General features: G+C 65.6%; 20 protein-coding genes and 1 pseudogene. 12 read left to right on the top strand and 9 right to left on the bottom strand.

The window, feature by feature from the left end; genetic code table 11:
* Positions 1 to 2: 2 nt before the first annotated feature.
* Entirely contained in the window at positions 3 to 1,826 is a 1,824-nt protein-coding gene (gene glmS / locus K7G82_RS01275) for a glutamine--fructose-6-phosphate transaminase (isomerizing) (RefSeq protein ID WP_222988000.1), read from the bottom strand.
* 127 nt (positions 1,827 to 1,953) lie between these two features.
* A complete protein-coding gene (gene glmU, locus K7G82_RS01270) occupies positions 1,954 to 3,315 on the bottom strand; it encodes a bifunctional UDP-N-acetylglucosamine diphosphorylase/glucosamine-1-phosphate N-acetyltransferase GlmU (protein WP_222987999.1) in 1,362 nt (453 codons plus the stop codon).
* Between the two features lie 76 nt (positions 3,316 to 3,391).
* On the opposite strand from glmU, the gene K7G82_RS01265 reads away from it, so the two are divergent.
* Positions 3,392 to 4,072, top strand: coding sequence for an HAD-IA family hydrolase (locus K7G82_RS01265; protein ID WP_222987998.1), 681 nt, complete (start codon positions 3,392 to 3,394; stop codon positions 4,070 to 4,072).
* A 117-nt stretch (positions 4,073 to 4,189) separates the two neighbouring features.
* Here K7G82_RS01265 and K7G82_RS01260 read toward each other — a convergent pair.
* The 6 genes and pseudogenes from K7G82_RS01260 to K7G82_RS01235 all read right to left on the bottom strand — a co-directional run bounded on the left by K7G82_RS01260 (position 4,190) and on the right by K7G82_RS01235 (position 7,940).
* Positions 4,190 to 4,952: pseudogene (locus K7G82_RS01260) on the bottom strand (IS5 family transposase).
* A 41-nt stretch (positions 4,953 to 4,993) separates the two neighbouring features.
* Positions 4,994 to 5,290: an immunity 53 family protein gene (locus K7G82_RS01255; RefSeq protein ID WP_222987997.1), complete on the bottom strand. Its 297-nt coding sequence runs from the start codon at positions 5,288 to 5,290 to the stop codon at positions 4,994 to 4,996.
* An 86-nt stretch (positions 5,291 to 5,376) separates the two neighbouring features.
* Positions 5,377 to 6,363, bottom strand: coding sequence for a nucleotidyltransferase domain-containing protein (locus K7G82_RS01250; protein WP_222988368.1), 987 nt, complete (start codon positions 6,361 to 6,363; stop codon positions 5,377 to 5,379).
* A gap of 17 nt (positions 6,364 to 6,380) precedes the next feature.
* Positions 6,381 to 7,247, bottom strand: a complete 867-nt coding sequence (locus tag K7G82_RS01245) for an HprK-related kinase A (protein ID WP_222987996.1) — start codon at positions 7,245 to 7,247, stop codon at positions 6,381 to 6,383.
* Positions 7,244 to 7,519: an HPr-rel-A system PqqD family peptide chaperone gene (locus K7G82_RS01240; protein ID WP_246623163.1), complete on the bottom strand. Its 276-nt coding sequence runs from the start codon at positions 7,517 to 7,519 to the stop codon at positions 7,244 to 7,246. The genes K7G82_RS01245 and K7G82_RS01240 overlap by 4 nt, the downstream gene beginning before the upstream one ends.
* A 10-nt stretch (positions 7,520 to 7,529) precedes the next feature.
* A complete protein-coding gene (locus K7G82_RS01235) occupies positions 7,530 to 7,940 on the bottom strand; it encodes a hypothetical protein (RefSeq protein ID WP_425517232.1) in 411 nt (136 codons plus the stop codon).
* Positions 7,941 to 8,056: 116 nt separating this feature from the next.
* Here K7G82_RS01235 and K7G82_RS01230 point away from each other — a divergent pair, with 116 nt between their 5' ends.
* The 7 genes from K7G82_RS01230 to phoB all read left to right on the top strand — a co-directional run bounded on the left by K7G82_RS01230 (position 8,057) and on the right by phoB (position 15,448).
* Positions 8,057 to 9,262: an ATP-binding protein gene (locus tag K7G82_RS01230; RefSeq protein ID WP_222987994.1), complete on the top strand. Its 1,206-nt coding sequence runs from the start codon at positions 8,057 to 8,059 to the stop codon at positions 9,260 to 9,262.
* Between the two features lie 145 nt (positions 9,263 to 9,407).
* Positions 9,408 to 10,451 (top strand): substrate-binding domain-containing protein, encoded by a 1,044-nt coding sequence (locus tag K7G82_RS01225; RefSeq protein WP_222987993.1) that lies wholly within the window; start codon positions 9,408 to 9,410, stop codon positions 10,449 to 10,451.
* 128 nt (positions 10,452 to 10,579) lie between these two features.
* Complete coding sequence (gene pstC / locus K7G82_RS01220) at positions 10,580 to 11,971, top strand: phosphate ABC transporter permease subunit PstC (protein WP_222987992.1); 1,392 nt, start codon at positions 10,580 to 10,582, stop codon at positions 11,969 to 11,971.
* Positions 11,964 to 13,265 (top strand): phosphate ABC transporter permease PstA, encoded by a 1,302-nt coding sequence (gene pstA / locus K7G82_RS01215; RefSeq protein WP_222987991.1) that lies wholly within the window; start codon positions 11,964 to 11,966, stop codon positions 13,263 to 13,265. Before pstC ends, pstA begins: the two co-directional genes overlap by 8 nt.
* On the top strand, positions 13,265 to 14,038 hold the full coding sequence (gene pstB / locus K7G82_RS01210) for a phosphate ABC transporter ATP-binding protein PstB (protein ID WP_222987990.1): 774 nt from the start codon (positions 13,265 to 13,267) through the stop codon (positions 14,036 to 14,038). The genes pstA and pstB overlap by 1 nt, the downstream gene beginning before the upstream one ends.
* Positions 14,039 to 14,066: 28 nt before the next feature.
* Positions 14,067 to 14,750: a phosphate signaling complex protein PhoU gene (gene phoU / locus K7G82_RS01205; protein WP_222987989.1), complete on the top strand. Its 684-nt coding sequence runs from the start codon at positions 14,067 to 14,069 to the stop codon at positions 14,748 to 14,750.
* A gap of 2 nt (positions 14,751 to 14,752) precedes the next feature.
* Positions 14,753 to 15,448: a phosphate regulon transcriptional regulator PhoB gene (phoB, locus tag K7G82_RS01200; RefSeq protein ID WP_222987988.1), complete on the top strand. Its 696-nt coding sequence runs from the start codon at positions 14,753 to 14,755 to the stop codon at positions 15,446 to 15,448.
* A 59-nt stretch (positions 15,449 to 15,507) separates the two neighbouring features.
* Here phoB and K7G82_RS01195 read toward each other — a convergent pair whose 3' ends face one another.
* A complete protein-coding gene (locus tag K7G82_RS01195) occupies positions 15,508 to 16,410 on the bottom strand; it encodes a LysR substrate-binding domain-containing protein (RefSeq protein WP_222987987.1) in 903 nt (300 codons plus the stop codon).
* 90 nt (positions 16,411 to 16,500) lie between these two features.
* On the opposite strand from K7G82_RS01195, the gene K7G82_RS01190 reads away from it, so the two are divergent.
* The 4 genes from K7G82_RS01190 (at position 16,501) to K7G82_RS01175 (ending at position 20,001) form a co-directional block, all read left to right on the top strand.
* A complete protein-coding gene (locus K7G82_RS01190) occupies positions 16,501 to 17,466 on the top strand; it encodes an NAD(P)H-binding protein (protein ID WP_222987986.1) in 966 nt (321 codons plus the stop codon).
* A gap of 118 nt (positions 17,467 to 17,584) precedes the next feature.
* Positions 17,585 to 17,869, top strand: coding sequence for a hypothetical protein (locus tag K7G82_RS01185; protein WP_222987985.1), 285 nt, complete (start codon positions 17,585 to 17,587; stop codon positions 17,867 to 17,869).
* Positions 17,870 to 17,982: 113 nt separating this feature from the next.
* Positions 17,983 to 18,882, top strand: a complete 900-nt coding sequence (locus tag K7G82_RS01180; protein WP_222987984.1) for an SDR family NAD(P)-dependent oxidoreductase — start codon at positions 17,983 to 17,985, stop codon at positions 18,880 to 18,882.
* An 81-nt stretch (positions 18,883 to 18,963) separates the two neighbouring features.
* On the top strand, positions 18,964 to 20,001 hold the full coding sequence (locus K7G82_RS01175; RefSeq protein ID WP_222987983.1) for a DUF2339 domain-containing protein: 1,038 nt from the start codon (positions 18,964 to 18,966) through the stop codon (positions 19,999 to 20,001).
* Positions 20,002 to 20,053: the final 52 nt, after the last annotated feature.

The raw sequence follows: 20,053 nt of genomic DNA, 5'->3' as shown, positions 1-20,053 counted from the left end.
GATCACTCGACCGTCACCGATTTCGCCAGGTTGCGCGGCTGATCGACGTCGGTGCCCTTGGCGACCGCGACATGATAGGCGAGCAACTGCACCGGCACCGCATAGACGATCGGCGCGATCAGCGGATGGACCTTGGGCATCTCGATCGTCGCGACCGCATCCTCGCCGGCCTGCGCCAGCCCGTCCGCGTCGGAGATCAGCACGACCTGCGCGCCCCGCGCCTGGGCTTCCTGCATGTTCGAAACCGTCTTGTCGAACAGCGGACCGGAGGGCGCCAGCACGATCAGCGGCACATTGTCGTCGATCAAGGCGATCGGGCCATGCTTCATTTCGCCCGAGGCATAGCCTTCGGCATGGATATAGCTGATTTCCTTGAGCTTCAGCGCACCTTCCAGCGCCAGCGGATAGTCCGGCCCACGCCCAAGATACAGCACATCGCGCGCGCCGGCGATGGTGCCGGCCATCGCCTGGATCTCGTCGTCATGCGCGAGCGCGGCGTTGATCGCTGCCGGCGCCTCGATCAGGTGGCGAACGATCTCACTCTCCTCCTCGGCGGACAATTTGCCGGCCGCACGCGCCAGATTGACCGACAAGGCCGCCATCACCGCGAGCTGGCAGGTGAACGCCTTGGTCGATGCGACGCCGATCTCCGGCCCGGCATGCGTGGGCAGCAGCAGATCGACCTCGCGCGCCATCGAACTGGTCGGTACGTTGATGATGCCGGCGGTGGTGACGCCGTTCGCCTTCATGTGGCGCAGCGCCGCCAGCGTGTCCGCCGTCTCGCCCGATTGCGAGACGACCACGCCCAAGGTGTTGGGCAGCAGCACGGGATCGCGATAGCGGAACTCGGACGCGACATCGACCTCGACCGGAATGCGCGCGAACCGTTCGATCCAGTATTTGCCGATCATGCCGACATAGGATGCGGTGCCGCAGGCGACGATCGCGACGCGCTCGATCGAACCCAGGTCGAACCCCATATCGGGCAAGGCGACCATCTGTTCGATCGGGCGGAGATAGCTCTGCAGCGTCTGGGCGACCACGACCGGCTGCTCGTAGATCTCCTTCTGCATGAAATGGCGGTGATTGCCCTTGTCGATCAGCGCGGCCGACGCGCCCGAATGGACGATCGGGCGCTCGACCGGGCGATTATCACGATCGAAGATCTCGACGCCGGAACGCGTGATCGCAACCCAGTCGCCCTCGTCCAGATAGGCGATGCGCTGGGTGAGCGCGGCCAATGCATGCGCGTCCGATCCCAGATAATTCTCGCCGTCGCCATAACCCACGGTCAACGGGGCGCCCAGGCGCGCGCCGATCAGCAGATCGGGCTCGGTGCGGAACATCACGCCCAGCGCGAACGCGCCGTGAAGGCGCGGCAGCACCGCAGCGACCGCATCGCGCGGCGCGACGCCGCGTTCCACCTCGCGCGCGATCAGATGCGCGACGATCTCGGTATCGGTCTGGCTCAGGAACACGCGCCCTTCGGCGAGCAGTTCCTCGCGCAACGGCTTGAAATTCTCGATGATGCCGTTGTGCACGATCACCACGTCACCCGCGATGTGCGGATGGGCATTGTCGGTGGTCGGCGCGCCATGCGTCGCCCAGCGGGTATGCGCGATGCCGCTGGTACCTGGTGCCGGCTCGGCCGCCAGCACGCGTGCCAGATTCTCCAGCTTGCCCTCGGCACGGCGGCGGATCAGCTGCCCGTCATGGACGGTGCAGATGCCGGCGGAATCATAGCCGCGATATTCCAGGCGCTTCAGGCCGTCGACCAGACGGTCGGCGACGTCGTTCTTGCCCAGGATTCCGATGATTCCGCACATACTCGCATTGTCTCCATTTCTCCCCTCCCGTTTGCGGGAGGAGTCGGGGGAGGGCCTGTTCACGATCGACGCGCGGCCCCGACACGCCCTCCCCTAACCCCTCCCGCACGCGGGAGGGGGATTGATCCTATTTGTTCTTCTTCGCGCTCATCACCTCGCGAAAACGCTTCGCGCGGCCCGGTTTCGCCTCCTGCTGCGCTCGCGCCACCGCCAGCGCATCCGCCTCCACGTCGCGCGTGATCACCGATCCCGCGCCGACGATCGCGCCCGCGCCGATGCGGACGGGCGCCACCAGCGCGCTGTTCGATCCGATAAAGGCGCCCTCGCCGATCTCGGTGCGATATTTGAAATAGCCATCATAATTGCAGGTGATCGTGCCCGCGCCGATATTGGCGCCGGCCCCCACGTCCGCGTCGCCCAGATAGGTCAGGTGATTGGCCTTGGCCCCCGGACCGAGCACCGCCTTCTTCATCTCGACAAAATTGCCGATCTTGGATTTCTCGCCCAACACCGCGCCGGGCCGCAGCCGCGCATAGGGACCGACTTCGGCGCCGGCACCGATCGTCGCCCCTTCGATATGGCTGAACCCGCGAACGACCACCCGATCCGCCACGGTGACGCCGGGGCCGAAAAAGACGTTCGGCTCGATGACGATATCGCGGCCGAGCACCGTATCATGTGCGAACCACACGGTTTCCGGCGCGATCAGCGTCGTGCCTTCGGCCATGGCCGAAGCGCGGCGGCGGCGCTGCCATTCGCCCTCGACCGCCGCCAGTTCGGCACGGCTGTTCACCCCCGCCACTTCCCAGGGATCGGCCTCCACCACCGCGCTCCGCCGCCCTTCGGCGAGCGCGAGCATCACGATGTCCGGCAGATAATATTCGCCCGCCGCATTGTCGTTGCCGATCCGGCCGAGCAGATCGAACAGGTCGCGCGCGCGCACCGCCATCAGCCCCGAATTGCAGAGGTCGATCGCGCGCTCCTCCGGCGTCGCGTCCTTGTATTCGACCATCTTGGCGATGGTGCCGTCACCCTCGGTGACGATCCGGCCATAAGCGGCGGCATTGTCCGGCCGGAACGCCAGCACCACGGCGACGGGGCGATCATCGGCGTTCAGCCGATCGATCATGCCGCGCATCGTCGCTTCGCCGACCAACGGCACATCGCCATACAGGATCAGCACGTCGCCATCGAAATCCGAAAGCGCGCTCTCCGCCTGGCGAACGGCATGACCGGTGCCGAGCTGTTCGGACTGGACGGCGAACGCGGCGCCGCTTCCATCGAGCGACGCCTCGATCTGTTCGCGACCGGCACCCACCACCACGATGGTACGCATGGGCGCCAGCGCGCCGACGGTGGCCAGAAGATGGTGCAGCATCGGCCGCCCGGCAATCGGGTGAAGCACCTTGTGGATATCGGATTTCATCCGTGTTCCCTGCCCCGCGGCAAGAACGATTGCAGCGAGGTTTTCGGCGACTGTTGCGCTCATGGATGCTCCCTTGTCGGGCCCGCATTTGCCATGGAAATCTTGCCAATTCCATAGCGGGCGGGGCATGGGACGCACCATGACAGACAGTCTCGTCCCTTTTCCGTTTCAACTCGTCGGTTTCGATCTCGACGGCACGCTTCTCGACACCAGCGCCGACCTGACGGGTGCGGTCAATCACGCGCTCGCGCTCGCCGGGCGACCGGCGCTCGATATCGCGGCGGTCCGCCCGATGATCGGTGGCGGCGCCAAGCGGATGCTGGAGCACGGCCTGGCGGCGACCGGCGGCTGCGAAGCGGATGAAATGGCGCATCTCTACCGTGCGCTACTCGACCATTATGAAGCCAATATTTCGGCAGGGAGCCTGCCCTTTCCAGGCATGATCGAAACGCTCGACGCGCTCGACGCAATGGGGGTCAAGATAGCCGTCTGCACCAACAAGTTCGAGCATCTTGCCGACAAGCTGCTGACCGAACTCGGCCTGCGCGACCGATTCTTCACGCTCATCGGTGGCGACACCATGGGCAAGGGCAACGCCAAGCCCTCCGCCGCGCCGATCCATGAAATGATCAGACGCGGCGGCGGGGGCCGTACAGCCTTTGTCGGCGATTCGATCTACGATGTGATGGCAGCGAAAAATGCCGGCGTGCCCAGCATCGTGGTGCGCTTCGGCTTTCTCGGCGGACCGGCGGAAGACCTCGGCGCCGATGCGATCATCGATCGCTACGAGGATCTGATCCCGACGTTGCGGGCGCTTTGATACATTAAGCCCCTCCCGTTTACGGGAGGGGCTTGGGGTGGGTTGCGAGAGACGAATGTCCCGAGCTGCGATGCTCGACGATCTTTCCACCCAAAACTCTCCCCTGAAGCAGAGAGACTAGGTCGTAGACTCATAAACCCGCAGCCACAGGCGCATTGACGCCAGTTGGACCATAGCGAGGAAATTTTCGGCCAGTTTTTCGTAGCGGGTAGCAACCCTGCGGAAGTGCGTTAGCTTGGAGAAGAACCGCTCGATGAGGTTGCGCTCGCGATAGAGGCATGTGTTGAAGTACGGCTTCGACCTGCGATTGGACTTGGGCGGGATATTGGCGAATGCCCCCTTCTCGCGGAGAGACGTCCGGATGCGATCCGCATCGTAGGCCTTGTCAGCAAGCACGATGGTTCCGGCACCCACATGGTCACCGCTTGCCCGTCGTGGCTTTGCCCAGCGGTCAGACTCAGCCGGCTCGGGAGGCCTTGCCAATCGACAACCGCGTGGATTTTGGTCGTGAGCCCGCCTCGGGAGCGACCGAGACAATGATCTCGATCCCCCTTTTTGCCGTCGCGGCCTGCTGGTGGGCGCGAACAGAGGTGCTGTCGATCATCTGGATGTCACCATCGTGAGCGGCGGTGATAGCATCCATCATCCGGTCCCGAAGGTCAGCCTTCCGCCATCTCACCAAGCGGTTGTAACTGGTGGTACGCTGACCATGTCGCTCTGGCAGATCGCGCCATGGCGCACCGGACCGCAAAACCCAAAAGATGCCGTTCAAAACACGGCGATCATCTACGCGAGGAAGGCCTCGGGGCTTGTTCGGCAAAAGCGGCTGGATCACGCGCCACTCAAAGTCGGTCAAATCGTATCGCCTCAGGAGAAGCATGAATCAGAATTTGCACCGCCGCGAAAGAGCTTGGCGGCGCGCTATGGGGTGCCCGTTGCCCATTCTCTAAAAGCTTCGAGAAGCGACCGAAGGTGAAGGGGGCCGCCAGCACCGCGAAACACGTTGCCCTCCGTCCAGCAGGTCCACCAGTCGTTCTCATGTTCGTAATTGTGCGTGATCCGGTCAAGTGTCCGGCCATCACAGTCGGTCCCCACGAGATCGATCTTCAGCGACCAGCCCGGGTTATCAATCGTGCTAATCGACGGGCCGAAGCCATGCTCCCAATCTCCGTCGCACTGCGCCGCATACCAGCGCGCAAACCAGTCCAGAACGTCCATTGCGCTACGCTATCTCAATGGCATCTCGGCGGAAAGAACCGACAGCTTCCGCTAACTTGCCAACCCTGTTTTTATGGGTTCACGACCTAAGTTGCCTTCCGCCACTTGGTCCAGAGATGCCGCGCCAGCATCGCCGGCGGCATGCGCAGCCAGTGCGAGCGGATATAGAAGGCGAGCTGCGTGAACTTGCGCGTCTGACGCCCCCAGCCGTCGCGCGCGAGCAGGCGCCGGACGAACCAGCGATCGAACAGGCCCGCGCGCCCGGCCAGCGCCGGATCAACCGGCGTCGCGTAGAGGTGCCGCGTCAGCCGCAAGGCCAGCGCCAGATGCCATTCGAGCCCGTGCAACCGCGCGCGCGCGCGCAGCCGATCCCAGAATCCTGCCACGACTCCCAGTTCCCGCAGCAGACGGTCCTGATCCCACAGATTGCGCAGGCCACCGGCAAGATCGCCATCGGCGAACAAGTGCGCAACGCCGTGCAGCACCATGTCCTCGGGCGCCATGATGCGCAGCCCATCCTCCAGAACCACACTGTCCGCCAGCATCGCCGCCGCATCGGGAGTGATCCGCGCGGTCAGCGGCAACGTCGTGTGATGCACGTCGATCATCCGGTCGCGCTCGCGATGGATGAGCGGCGGCAGCTCGTGCATATGGTCGCGATAATAGGCGTCGTCATAGGGATCGGGCTTCACCCATTCCCAGCCGGCCGCGATCAATGCGGTTTCGGCGGCCTTCAGCGCCTCGCGCGGCACCATGATGTCGAGATCGCCGATCGAGCGCCCTGCCCCGGCATCCATGCCCGCGGCAGCATAGGCCGTCCCCTTCATCAGCACCACCGGCAGGTCCAGCTGCGCAAGCGCGCGGCGCGCCATTTCGGCTTCCCAGAGCGCCGATCGCCGCCATTGCTCGGCGGACGCACGCGCATCGGCGAGGATGCGCGCGGCGGCTGCGGGCATAGGCTGTGCTTCAAGCCGGAATGCCAGGCTGCCGATCATCTGTTCGGCGCGCGCCGCCGCGAACAACGAAGTCCACCCCTCCGCATCGAGCGTGGCGGTGGTCGCGGGTTCGCGCATGGCATCGGCGAGCGCCCTCACGCCAGCGCCTCCGTCCAGAGCCGTTCGACCAGCGCGACCGCCCCCTCGGTATCAGGATAGTCGATCGCCCGGCCCGGCACGTCGCGCACCAATACCGAAAGCGCGTCGAAAGCGGGTTCGCCCATCGCGACATAATTGGTCGATGCCTGGGTCAGTCGCACGAACGCCTCGCTCGCGCCGACCGGCCGAGCGGCGGCGGCGAAGCCGTAACGCGGAAACAGAATGAGCGCGGGACGCGCCGGTGCGTCCATTGCCGACAATGCCGCCGCGTTGGGCCGCAAATGCCGGATCGCGCCTTTGGGCGTTCCCATCAGCAACGGCCCGAAGCGATCGGCGGCGATCTCCGCGGTCATCGCGTCGATCGCCGCGTTCTTCAGGCTCACCAGCCGGGGAAAGGCATGGAGCAGCCCGGTCCCGGGATCGAGCAAGGCGAACTCATCCCCCATGAAACGCCAGCCACGTTCGCCCAGCAATGCGGCGAGCGTCGATTTTCCCGCGCCCGAATGGCCGGTCATCAGCAACGCCCAGCCGTCGCGCTCGACCACCGAGGCATGGAGCAGCAGATAGCGCCGCTGCCCCAATGCCATCTGGAGATTCATCCCCATTTCGGCCGCGAGCAGCCCCTGTGCGAGCGGCAACGGGGCCGCGTCGGGCAAGGTGAAATCGCCATGGATCGCGACCGACGGACGCAGATAGCGGCGCCAAGGCCTTTCCGGCTCGAGCCGGACGGTGAAATCCGCGATGCCACCGTCAGGCTCGGGATAGCCGGCATAAAGATCGCGCAACGCGGCGATCGGTTGCCGCCAGGCGGAACCGACGCGGAAACCGACGGGGCCGATGCGGACGTCGAAGCGATATCTCATGTCCGCTCGACCAGCCCGATCGCTTCGAGTTCGGCGAGCCGGGCGGCGACCGCTTCCACCGCGCCTTCGGGATCGAAGTCATGCTGCTCCAGAAGCCGTACGACGATCGCTTCGGCATCGGCCGGTCCGTTCGTCAGCATATCGAGGATCTGGGGCACCGGTTCCGACACGATATGCGTCATGCCCGAAGGACGATGATAGATCAGGTCGAGCGCATCGAGCGCCACCAGGCACCGCGCCGACGGCGGATCCGCCCGGTAGACGATGCCCATGACGGGAAGATCAGCGCCGCGGATTCTGCAGCGAGGCGTAGCAGGTGAAGCCGCTCTGGCCCTGCTGGAGACGGCGGATATAGTTGGTATAGGCTTGGCTGCGCGACGGATCGGTGCCGGGCAACGAACGACCGCTGCGGAACGCGGATTTTACTTCCTCACCCTTGAACGCGCGCGGCGAAGGTGGGAAAGCGCCCGGCGTGTTGGCGGGCACCAGGCTGCCGTCAGGCGCGATATAATTGCCCGCGCGCGCGGCATCGGGCACCGGAATCTCGCAATTGAGCACCGAACCGGCGGTCTGCGCCAGCGCCGGGCGGATCGACACCACCGCCGACGCCGCGACCGCGCCGATCATCAACGCCTGACGCCGGGAGGCGTTGGGTTTCGCGGTTTCGCTGTTCTCGTCCGGCTGGTCCATCATCGCACCCCATTACCCGTTCATGCTTGCATAAACGTAAATCCGGCCCAAGGCGACGCCGTTAACCACGGCAGGGATTCTGCACACAAGCGTCACATAAATGGGATAAGGGCGCCGCGATGAATTCATTCGACTCGGCCTGGACCGCCGCCGCCGCGGTGATCGTGACGATCGCCGCACTTGTCGGCTTCCTGCTCGGCGCGCCCTTCGAAGCCGTGCTGATCTTCCTGACCGGCGGGATCGGCGCGATCCTGCTCGCCATCTATCCGCGCGCCTCGACGCCCGAGCTGCCGAGTTCCAGCGCCGAAGGCACAAATGCGGGCGCGAGCGCCAATGAATTGCTCGACGCGCTCACGGATCCGCTGCTGCTGATCCGCGACGGCCGCATCGTCGTCGCCAACACCGCCGCCCGCACCTTGCTCGGCGCCCATATATTGGGTGAGGACGTGCGCACCGCGATCCGCCATCCCGCCGCGTCGGAACATCTCGCCCGCCCACTGGACGGCGCGATCGACCGCGGCATCGAACTGATGGGGCTTGGCACACGCGAACAGCGCTGGCTGATGCGCGTCGCCGAACTCACCGACGGCCGCCGCCTCGTCCATCTTGTCGATCGCAGCCTGGCCCATGCCGCCGAGCGCATCCGCGTCGATTTCGTCGCCAATGCCAGCCACGAACTGCGCACGCCGCTCGCCGCGATCCTGGGCTTTGCCGAGACGTTGGGGGGAGAAGCCGGCGCCGACGAGGCGACGCGCATCCGTTTCCTGGGCGTGATCATGAAGGAAGCGCAGCGCATGCAGACGCTGGTCGACGACCTGATATCGCTGTCGCGGATCGAGGCGGAGAAGCATCGCGCGCCCGACGACGCCGTCGACCTGCGCGCGCTGACCGGCGAAGTGACGCGCGTGATCCAGGATCAGCCAGCGAGCCGCGATCGGACGTTCGAGATCGAGGCCGCGGGCGAGCTTCCACCGGTGGCCGGAGACCGCGCGCAACTTTCGCAGCTCCTCCACAACATCGTCGGCAACGCGATCAAATATGGCCGTGCCGGCAGCCCCGTGCGCATCGCACTCGCCCCGGCCGATGGCGGCATGGTTCGCCTGACCGTCGAGGATCAGGGCGACGGCATCGATCCCAAACATATCCCGCGCCTCACCGAACGCTTCTACCGCGTCGATTCGGGGCGCAGTCGCGCGATGGGTGGCACGGGTCTCGGCCTTTCGATCGTCAAGCATATCGTCGAACGGCATCGCGGGCGGCTCGATATCGCGAGCGTTCCGGGCAATGGAACGACGGTGACGGTGAGGCTGCCGGCAGCCCCCTGAGAGCCTGTTTGAAATGCGCCGATCGCGCATTGCCGCATCAGCCCTGAGTGCTGTCATAAAAGCGTCATCAATGTGCAACAAAAGCCTCAAGAGTCGCTGCTAGGGCCGCGCCCAGCAGAGATTGTTACGCTGTCGGGAGACTCGAATGTTCAGGAAAATCGCCCTTATCGCGCTGCCACTCGGGCTTGCCGCCTGCGGAGGCGCCGGTGGCGATTCGGCCGGCGCGAGCCGCGACCAGATCAAGGTGGTCGGATCCTCGACCGTCTATCCCTTCACCAAGGCGGTCGCCGAACAGTTCGCGAGCAAGAACAGCCAGTTCAAGGCGCCCGTCGTCGAATCGACCGGCACCGGTTCGGGCATGAAGCTGTTCTGCGCCGGCATCGGCGTCCAGCATCCCGATATCGAGAATGCCTCGCGCCGGATGAAGAAGTCGGAGTTCGAGGACTGCCAGAAGAACGGCGTGAAGGACATTGTCGAGATCCAGATCGGCATCGACGGCCTGGCGCTGATCGAAGCCAATAACGGCCCGGCATTGGCCCTCACCGTCGAGGATATCTACAAGGCGATCGCGGCCACCCCCTATGGCAAGCCGCAGACCGCCAAGACCTGGAAGGACGTGAATCCGGCGCTGCCCGCGATCGCGATCCAGGTGCTCGGCCCGCCCTCCACGTCGGGCACACGCGATTCGCTCGCCGAACTGATCATGGAAAAGGGCTGCGACGCCGATCCCGCGATGAAGGCGCTCAAGGAAAGCGATTCCGAAAAGCACAAGACGATCTGCACCAAGGTCCGCGAGGACAAGGTGTATGTCGAGCAGGGTGAGAACGACAATCTCATCGTCCAGAAGCTGACGTCCAATCCCACCGCGATCGGCGTGCTGGGCTACAGCTTCCTCGAGGAAAATCTGAACGCCGTGCGCGGTGTGAAGATCAACGGCGTCGCGCCGACCTATGAGACGATCTCGGACTTCAGCTATCCGGGCGCACGCGCCATGTACATCTACGTGAAGGGTGGACATCTGAGCGCGGTGCCGGGCCTCAAGGAGTTCGTCGCCGAATATGCGAATGCCTGGAACGCCGATGGCTATCTGGCGCGCCGCGGGTTGATCGCGTCGCCCGACGCCGTCCGCGCCGCCAACGCCGAAGCCGCGCGCACGCTCAAGTTCATGGACGGCAAAGACCTGAAGTGAACCCCGGTATCTATGCCCTTCCTGTCATCCCCGCGCTCGCGGGGATCCGACAACGCAGGATTATCCCGATGAAACCGTGTTCCTGGATCCCCGCGTTCGCGGAGACGACACGAAAGGTGCGTGGCTAAGTGTCCACCCTCGCTCTCCTCTTCCTGGTGCTGGGTCTCGGGCTGATCGCCTGGATCAGCGCGCGGGTGCGCGCCTCGCGCTTCGTGATCACCGGGCCGGCATCGCAGCGGCCGCATTCGCTGCCCGCCTATCACGCCTGGTATGTCGGGCTGTGGGTGGCGGTGCCCGCCCTGCTCTTCCTCGCGGTCTGGGCCAGCGTCAGCCCCGGTCTGGTGACCCAGGCGGTGCTTGCGACGCCGGCCGCGGCCGAACTGCCGAGCTTCGGCATGGAGCGCGCCGCGATCCTGGGCGAAGCACGCGCATTGGCCGATGGATCGATCAAGGCGGCGTTCAATCCGAAAGCGACCGCGCTCGCCCCCGCTTTCGCGCAGGCGCTCGGTTTCTACGGCACGATCGGCGCGGTCGTCGCGCTGCTGCTCGCCTTCGCCGGCGGCGCCTATGCCTTCACCAAGGTCAAGCCCGACTTCCGGGCGCGCACGCGGGTGGAGCGGCTGGTGATGGGGGCGCTGCTGATCGCATCGCTCGTCGCGATCCTGACCACCATCGGCATCGTCGCCTCGCTGATCTTCGAATCCGCGCGCTTCTTCTCGATGGTCTCGCCGATCGAATTCCTGTTCGGCACCCAGTGGAGCCCGCAGACCGCGATCCGCGCCGATCAGGTGGGATCATCGGGAGCGTTCGGCGCCGTGCCGCTCTTCTGGGGCACGATCTTCGTCGGCGCGATCATCGCGATGATCGTCGCGATCCCGCTCGGTCTGATGAGCGCGATCTACCTCACCCAATATGCCAAGGCGTCCACGCGTCGCTGGGTGAAACCGATCCTGGAGATCCTGGCGGGCGTGCCGACCGTGGTCTACGGCTATTTCGCGGCGCTCACCGTGGCGCCGGCGCTTCGCGACATCGCCGTCGCTGTAGGAATCAGCAGCGCGTCGTCCGAATCCGCGCTCGCGGCCGGCCTGGTCATGGGCGTCATGATCATCCCCTTCGTCTCCTCGATGGCCGACGATTCGATCGCGGCGGTACCGCAGGCGATGAAGGACGGATCACTCGCCATGGGCGCGACCTCGTCCGAAACCATCCGCAAGGTCCTGCTGCCCGCGGCGCTTCCGGGCGTCGTCGGCGGCGTGCTGCTGGCCGTCAGCCGCGCGATCGGCGAAACCATGATCGTGGTGATGGCCGCCGGCCTCGCCGCCAACCTGACCGCCAATCCATTTTCCAGCGTGACCACCGTCACCACCCAGATCGTCCAGCTGCTGACCGGCGATCAGGAATTCGACAGCGCCAAGACGCTTGCCGCCTTCGCGCTCGGCCTGGTGCTGTTCGTGATCACATTGCTGCTCAACATCGTCGCGCTCCGCGTGGTAAAGAAATACCGGGAAGCTTATGAGTGACAGTCTAGTCGCCCCATCGCCCGTCTCCCCGGCTCAGCCGGCGCCACGCGCGCCGACCGACTGGAAGACCGATGCGATGCAGACGCGCATCCGCAAGCGCTACGCCGCCGAACGCCGCTTTCGCCTGCTCGGCCTCGGCGCCGTGACGATCTCGGTCGCGTTCCTCGCCTTTCTGCTGATCACGATGGTCGGCAACGGCGCGCGCGGCTTCACCCAGACCGAAGTCCGCCTGCCGATCGATTTTCCGAGCGCCGGTATCGTCGTCGACGCCGGTGCATTGCATGGCGACGGCGTACGTGCGGCGCTGGCCACGGTCGACCTTGAAGGCGTGACCGCGAAGGCCGCGACCGCAGCGTTCGGCAAGCAAGGCCCCACGATGCTTTCCGATGGCGCCTGGCTGTCGGTGCGCGACGCGATCGAGGACGATCCGTCGATCCTGACGCGCAAGGCCGAAGTCGCGGTGCCGGTTTCGACCAAGATCGACCTCGTCGCCAAAGGCAATGGCGACGATGCCGAGGCACGCGCCGCACACGATCAGCTCGCCAGGGCCGGCCGGCTTTCGACCGACTTCAACGTCAACTTCCTGACCGCGTCGGATTCGACCGATCCCATGCGCGTCGGCATCTGGGGCGCGCTCAAGGGCTCGCTGATCACGATGCTGGTGACCTTGCTCCTCGCCTTTCCGATCGGCGTGCTGGCGGCCGTCTATCTCGAGGAATATGCGCCGCGCAATCGCTGGACCGACCTGATCGAGGTCTCGATCAACAATCTGGCGGCGGTGCCCTCGATCATTTTCGGCCTTCTCGGGCTCGCGGTATTCCTCAACTTCATGCATCTGCCGCGCTCGGCGGCGATCGTCGGCGGCCTGACGCTGGCGCTGATGACGATGCCCGTCATCGTCATCGCCGGTCGCAACGCGATCAAGTCCGTCCCGCCGTCGATCCGCGACGCGGCCTATGGCGTCGGCGCATCGCCGGTGCAGGTGGTGTTCCACCATGTGCTGCCGCTCGCGCTGCCCGGCATCCTGACCGGCACGATCATCGGCATGGCACGCGCGCTGGGCGAGACCGCGCCACTGCTGATGATCGGCATGCGCGCCTTCATCGCGACGCCGCCGAGCGGCATCACCGATCCGGCCACCGTGCTCCCCGTCCAGATCTTCCTCTGGTCCGACGAGGTGAGCCGCGGCTTCGTCGAGAAGACGTCGGCCGCGATCATCGTCCTGCTGGTCTTCCTGCTCACCATGAACGGGCTGGCCATCTATCTCCGCAACAAGTTCGAGCGCCGCTGGTAATGGAAAACATGACCGAAACTCTCAAAATGACCGCGCGCGATGTCAGCGTGTTCTATGGTGCCAAACAGGCGATCAAATCGGTGTCGATCGACATCGACATGGCGAACGTCACTGCTTTCATCGGCCCGTCGGGCTGCGGGAAATCAACCTTCCTGCGGACGCTGAACCGCATGAACGACACGATTTCCGGCGCCCGCGTCGAAGGCCGGATCGAGCTGGACGGCGAAGATATCTACGCTTCGTCGATGGACGTCGTGCAGCTTCGCGCCCGGGTGGGCATGGTCTTCCAGAAGCCGAACCCCTTCCCCAAGTCGATCTACGAGAATGTCGCCTATGGCCCGCGCATCCACGGGCTGGCGCCGGCCAAGGCCGATCTCGACCGCATGGTCGAAAGCGCGCTGCGCAAGGCCGGATTGTGGGACGAGGTGAAGGACCGCCTCAACGAGAGCGGCACCGCGCTTTCGGGCGGCCAGCAGCAGCGGCTGTGCATCGCGCGCGCGATCGCGGTCGATCCCGAAGTCGTGCTGATGGACGAGCCCTGCTCGGCGCTCGATCCGATCGCGACCGCGAAGATCGAGGAACTGATCCACGAACTGCGCGGCCGCTATGCGATCGCGATCGTGACGCACAACATGCAGCAGGCCGCGCGCGTGTCGCAGAAGACGGCGTTCTTCCATCTGGGAACGCTCGTCGAATATGGCGACACGTCGGAGATCTTCACCAACCCGCGCGAAGAGCGCACCAAGGATTACATCACCGGCCGCTACGGCTGAGGATAGATCGCGTTTATAAGGACTGGCGATGGGTACCACCGAACATACCGTCAAGGCGTTCGACGAGGATATCGGCGAGCTGCGCGGGCTGATCTCCGAGATGGGCGGCCGCGCCGAAGCCGCGATCGTCGCGGCGATGGACGCGCTGGTGAAGAGCGACACCAGTGCCGCGAGCCGGATCGTTTCCGAGGACACGCGCATCGACGAGCTCGAAAGCCAGGTCGAGAAACTGGCCGTGCGCATCATCGCGCTGCGCGCGCCGATGGCCGACGACCTGCGCGAAGTGGTCGCCGCGATCAAGATCGCGGGCGTGATCGAGCGCATCGGCGACTATGCCAAGAACATCGCCAAGCGCGTGCCGCTGATCGAAAGCCGGCGCATGATCGAGCCGATCTCGCTGCTGCCCGCAATGGCCAACACCGCGACCGAGATGGTCCATGACGTGCTCAACGCCTTTGCCGCGCGCGACGCCGCGCTGGCGCTGCGCGTGATCGAACGCGACAATGTGGTCGACGATTTCTACAATTCGATCTTCCGCACGCTCGTCACCTTCATGATGGAAAATCCCAAGACCATCGGCGAGGCCGCGCATCTGCTGTTCGTCGCCAAGAATCTCGAGCGCGTCGGCGATCACGCCACCAACGTCGCCGAGATGGTCTATTATGCGGCGACGGGCGAATATCTCGGCGACCGCGCCGGGCGGGAGGGCTGAACATGGCACGCGCAGACATGCTGCTGGTCGAGGATGACGCCGCGCTGGCCGAACTGCTCGTCTATACCTTCCAGCGCGAGGATTTCGCGGTCCGCCACACGCCCGACGGCGAGGAGGCGCTGCTGCTCGCACAGGAATCGGCGCCCGACATCGTGCTGCTCGACTGGATGGTGGAAAGCCTGTCGGGCATCGAGGTCTGCCGGCGCCTGCGCCGCGCGCCCGATACCGCCAATGTGCCGATCATCATGCTGACGGCGCGCGGCGAAGAGGAGGATCGCGTGCGCGGGCTCGATACCGGCGCCGACGATTATGTGACCAAGCCCTTCTCGCCGCGTGAGCTGGTCGCGCGCGTCGGCGCGGTGCTGCGCCGCGTGCGTCCGGCGCTGGCCGGCGAGACGCTGAGCTATGCCGATATCGAGATGGACACGGTCGGCCACAAGGTGAAGCGCGGCGGCGCGGTCGTGCCGCTCGGCCCCACCGAGTTCCGGCTGCTCAAGCATTTCCTCGAGCATCCCGGCTGGGTGTTCTCGCGCGAAAGGCTGCTCGATTCTGTCTGGGGCCGCGACAGCGAGATCGAACCACGCACGGTGGACGTCCATATCCGCCGCCTGCGCAAGGCGATCAACCAGGGCGACCGCGCCGACATCATCCGCACCGTCCGCTCGGCCGGCTACGCGCTGGACGCCGACGCCGCCTGACGGGTGGTTCCGCCAAGTCCGTTCGGGCTCAGCCCGAACGGGTTCAGGCATAATCCCGACTATCCGACGACGCGCGTCCCGGCATAATCGCTCAGCCCGCGAACCAGCGCATCGAACACGGCGCGCACGCGCGCAACATTGCGCAGATTCTCGTGGCAGACGATCCAGGTTTCGAGATCGAAGCCGAAGGCACCGGGTAGCACCGGTCGCAAGGCCGGATCGCGCGCGGCGAGCGCCGATTGACAGATGCCAATCCCCAGCCCGGCGCGGATCGCCGCGAGCTGGGCCAGATCGCTGTCCGAACGAAAGCAACAATCCTCGATCGCCATCGGCAGGCCGCTGGCCCGAAGCGCGCGCAGCACGGGGCTGTCCCGCTCGACGCCGATCAGCGCATGTCCGCGCATCGCCTCCAGCGTCTCGGGCATGCCCCGGCGTGCAAGATAGTCGCGACGCGCGTGAAGCCCCAGCCGCACGGCGCCGGCCCGCCGCGCGATCAGCGCCGTCTGCACCGGCGCGACCATCCTCACCGCGACGTCCGCCTCGCGGCGCAAAACATCCTCGTTGCGATTGCTCGGCGACAATTCGATCACCAGCGCCGGATGCGCGGCCTGAAGGCGCGCCAGCATCGGCGGCAGGATCTCGACAGCGATCACTTCGCTCGCGCTCACACGCACTGTGCCCGCGATTTCCCCCGCCTCGGACGAAGCCGAGCGGATCAACGCCGCAGCCGCCAGCGCCATCGCCTCGGCATGCCCGCGCAACGCCAGGCCGGTCTCGGTCGGTTGCAGCCCGCCCGGCGTTCGGGTGAACAGCGCAGTGCCGAGTTGCGCCTCCAGATCCTCGATGCGCCGGCGCATCGTCGGCTGCGCGATGGCGAGCGCGCGTGCCGCGGCCGACAGGCTGCCCTCCCGCAGCACCGCGAGAAACGCGCGATATTGCTCCCAGTCCGGCTCAATGCTCATCGATTTCTTATAAGCTGATCGTAAAAGATCGACAATTTCTTTCCACCCCCGATCGCCGCACATCATCGAGCAAGGCTGACGGAGGCGAAAATGAAGACGATATTGATCCTGGGCGCCACCGGCGGCGTCGGCGGCGAAACGGCGGCGGCGATGCTGCGCCACGGCTGGCGCGTCCGCGCGATGGCGCGGACGGTGCCGCAGGCAGCAGGCGATCTGGAATGGGTTCGGGGCGACGCGCTGGAGCGAACGGCGGTGCTCGATGCGGCCCGTGACGTCGATGCGATCCTGCATGCAGTCAATCCACCGGGCTATCGCGACTGGGATCGGCTGGTGATGCCGATGATCGAAAACAGCATCACCGCCGCACGGGCGAGCGGCGCAAGGCTGGCGCTGCCCGGCACCATCTATAACTACGATCCGCGAGAAACCCCCGTCGCCCGGCCGGATTCGTCCCAACGACCGAATACGCACAAGGGCCGCATCCGCGCGGCGATGGAACAGCGGATCGCCGAATCGGGCGTTCGCGCGATCATCCTGCGCGCCGGCAATTTCTTCGGCCCCCGCCCCGGCAACAACTGGCTTTCGCAAGCCATGGTCAAGCCCGGCCAGCCCGTTCGGAGCATTCTCAATCCCGCCACGCCGGGCGTTGGCCATGCCTGGGCTTATCTGCCCGATCTGGCCGAGACCTTTGCGCGCCTGCTCGACCGCGAGGCGGTGCTGCCCCATTTCGCGCGCTACCATTTCGCCGGCACCTGGGACGCGGACGGCATGCTGATCGCCGATGCGATCAGAGGCGCGTCGCAGGCGCCATCGCTGCCGGTCCGGCGCATGCCATGGGCCCTGCTCCGCCTTATCGGCCTGTTCAACGTCTCACTGCGCGAAACGGCGCGGATGCGACAATTCTGGCGTCATCCGCTCGCGCTGGACAATGAAAGCCTTGTCGCCGAGATCGGCGCCGAACCGCACACGCCACTGGATCAGGCGATGACAGCGACGCTCGCGGCACTCGGCTGTCTTCCGGCAACAACCGCCAACATCGATGACCAAGCGGCGTGACGCGCGATCGCCGCGATCAACCGACCCGCGCCCCGGGCTGCTCCGGAACCCCTCGGGTTTCGTTTCGTTGACGTGCTGATGCGGACGACCGCACCGCGGGCGGGGCAAGGAGATGATGATGAAATCCATGTTCATGATTGCGGCTTTGGCCTTGAGCACGACCGCGATGGCACAGCCCCCGGCAACCGATGAAGCCGCCCAGCCGCCGGTAAGCGACGCCGCGGCGCAGCCGGCGGAAATGCCGCCTCCCCCGCCGCCCGCGGGGCAAGCGAAGATCGTCCGGCCTTCCCCGTCGGTGGAGCAGGCCTTCCCCCCGCCCCCGCCCAAGGCCGAATATCCCTGGTGCTCGCGCACCGTCACCGACGGCTGCAAGCAGCGCAACGATCCGGGGAACCGGAAATAGCCGGAAATGATCCACGCCGCCGCCCGCATGTGGTGCCGGGCGGCGGTTAGCGCTTCCCATCGATGCGCCGAGGCTTTAGGTGACGTTCGCGTAAACGTCATTCGGAGCAGGATATGAGCATCGATTTCAAGGACCGGGTCGCGATCGTCACCGGAGCCGGCGGCGGACTGGGGCGTGCCTATGCGCTCGAACTCGCCAAACGCGGCGCGAAGGTCGTTGTCAACGATCTCGGCGGATCGCGCGACGGCACCGGCCATTCCGATGCCGCGCTCAAGGTGGTCGAGGAAATCGAGGCGGCCGGCGGCGTCGCCATGTCCAATGGCGGCAGCGTCACCGAATATGAGCAGATGGTCGAGATGGTCGCGAAGACCAAGGAAGCCTGGGGCGGCGTCCATGTCCTGATCAACAATGCCGGCATCCTGCGCGACAAGAGCTTCGTGAAGATGGAGCCCGTCGATTTCGACCTGGTGGTGAAGGTCCATCTGATCGGATCGGCCAATTGCACCAAGGCGGTTTGGGATACGATGCGCGACCAGGCCTATGGCCGCATCCTGATGACCGCCTCGTCGACGGGCCTTTACGGCAATTTCGGCCAGGCCAATTACGGCGCCGCCAAGCTCGGCCTCGCCGGGCTCACCAAGACGCTCTACCTGGAGGGCGCCAAGTACAATATCCGCGTCAACACACTGGCGCCGGTCGCCGGCACGCGGATGACCGAGGATATTTTCCCCGAGGAGGCCTTCGCCGCGTTCGCGCCTGAGAATGTCGCGCCGGCCGCGCTTTTCCTCGTTTCCGAAGACGCGCCGAGCAATGCGATCGTCGGCGCGGGCGCCGGCGTGTTCCAGGCCGCCTATGTCACGCTGACCCAGGGCGTGCTGCTGCCGCAGGACGAACGCACGCCCGAGGGCGTCGCCGCGCACTGGGCGCAGATCACGGATCGGACCGGAGAGATCGTGCCGCAATCGGGGGCTGAGCAATCGATGGTCATCCTCTCGAAACTGCAGGGAAAATAGCCCTTGTCGTGGCTTCAATTAGTGTATTGCTGATTTAATACAGTAATGCTATCCTCCTCGGGCAAGGGGAGGAGAAGCCGCATGTACAGTGAAACCGACCTGGAAGCAGCGGTTGCCGCGGGGGTAATCACGCCCGCGGCCGCCGAAGCCTTCCGAAACCATGTCGCGGCCGGTCGCGCCACGCCAACCGTCGATGAGGAAAGTTTCCGCCTCCTCACCGGCTTCAACGATATCTTCGTCTCGATCGCGCTCGTGCTGCTGCTGGTCGCGCTCGGCTGGATCGGCGGAGAACGCTCTGCCGCGCTCGCTGGCGCCCTTGTCGCCGGAGCCAGCTGGGGCCTCGCCGAATATTTCACCAGGCGCCGTCGCATGGCCTTGCCCAGTATCCTGCTGCTGCTCAGCTTCACCGGTGGCGTCGCCGCCACGATGATCGGCGCGCTTGTCGATATGCAGGCTGATTTCGGGGACCGCACCAGCGCATTGTTCCTGGCCGGAATCGGAGTGATCACCGCCGCCGCCGCCTGGGGCCATTGGCTGCGCTTCCGCGTGCCGATCACCGTTGCGGCGGGCGCCGTGTCGCTCGTCGGCGTGGTCGTGGCGCTCGCACTCGCCATCAACCAGAACCTTGTCGACCATGTGACCTGGCTGGTGCTTGCCGGCGGTGTCGCGACCTTCGCGTTCGCGATGTGGTGGGACATGTCCGATCGCACGCGGCAGACCCGGCGTTCCGATGTCGCCTTCTGGCTGCATCTCGCCGCCGCGCCGATGATCGCGCATCCGATCTTCCACGCGCTGGGGGTGCTGGACGGCACGATCGGAACCGCTCAGGCCGCCATCGTCATCGCGCTCTATATCGTCTTCGCGATGATCTCGCTGACGGTCGATCGCCGCGCCCTGCTCGTCTCGTCGCTCGCCTATGTTCTTTACGCGATGAGCGCGCTGTTCGAAAAATTCGGTGCGGTGAGCATGAGTGTGGCGCTGACCGGCCTCGTCATCGGCTCCGCGCTGCTGACGCTCTCCGCCTTCTGGCACACGGCGCGGCGCCTGATGGTCAACACCCTGCCCGGCGACCTGCGCGCAAAGCTGCCCGTGCTCGACCGGCCGGCGATCAGCGCCTGATCCGATAACCATAAGGGCCACCCGGCTGCAACGGGTGGCCCATCCCATCCTT

It is taken from the genome of Sphingomonas colocasiae (assembly GCF_019880585.1).
Lineage (GTDB): Bacteria > Pseudomonadota > Alphaproteobacteria > Sphingomonadales > Sphingomonadaceae > Sphingobium_A > Sphingobium_A colocasiae.
This window is presented reverse-complemented; position numbering and strand designations above follow the sequence as displayed.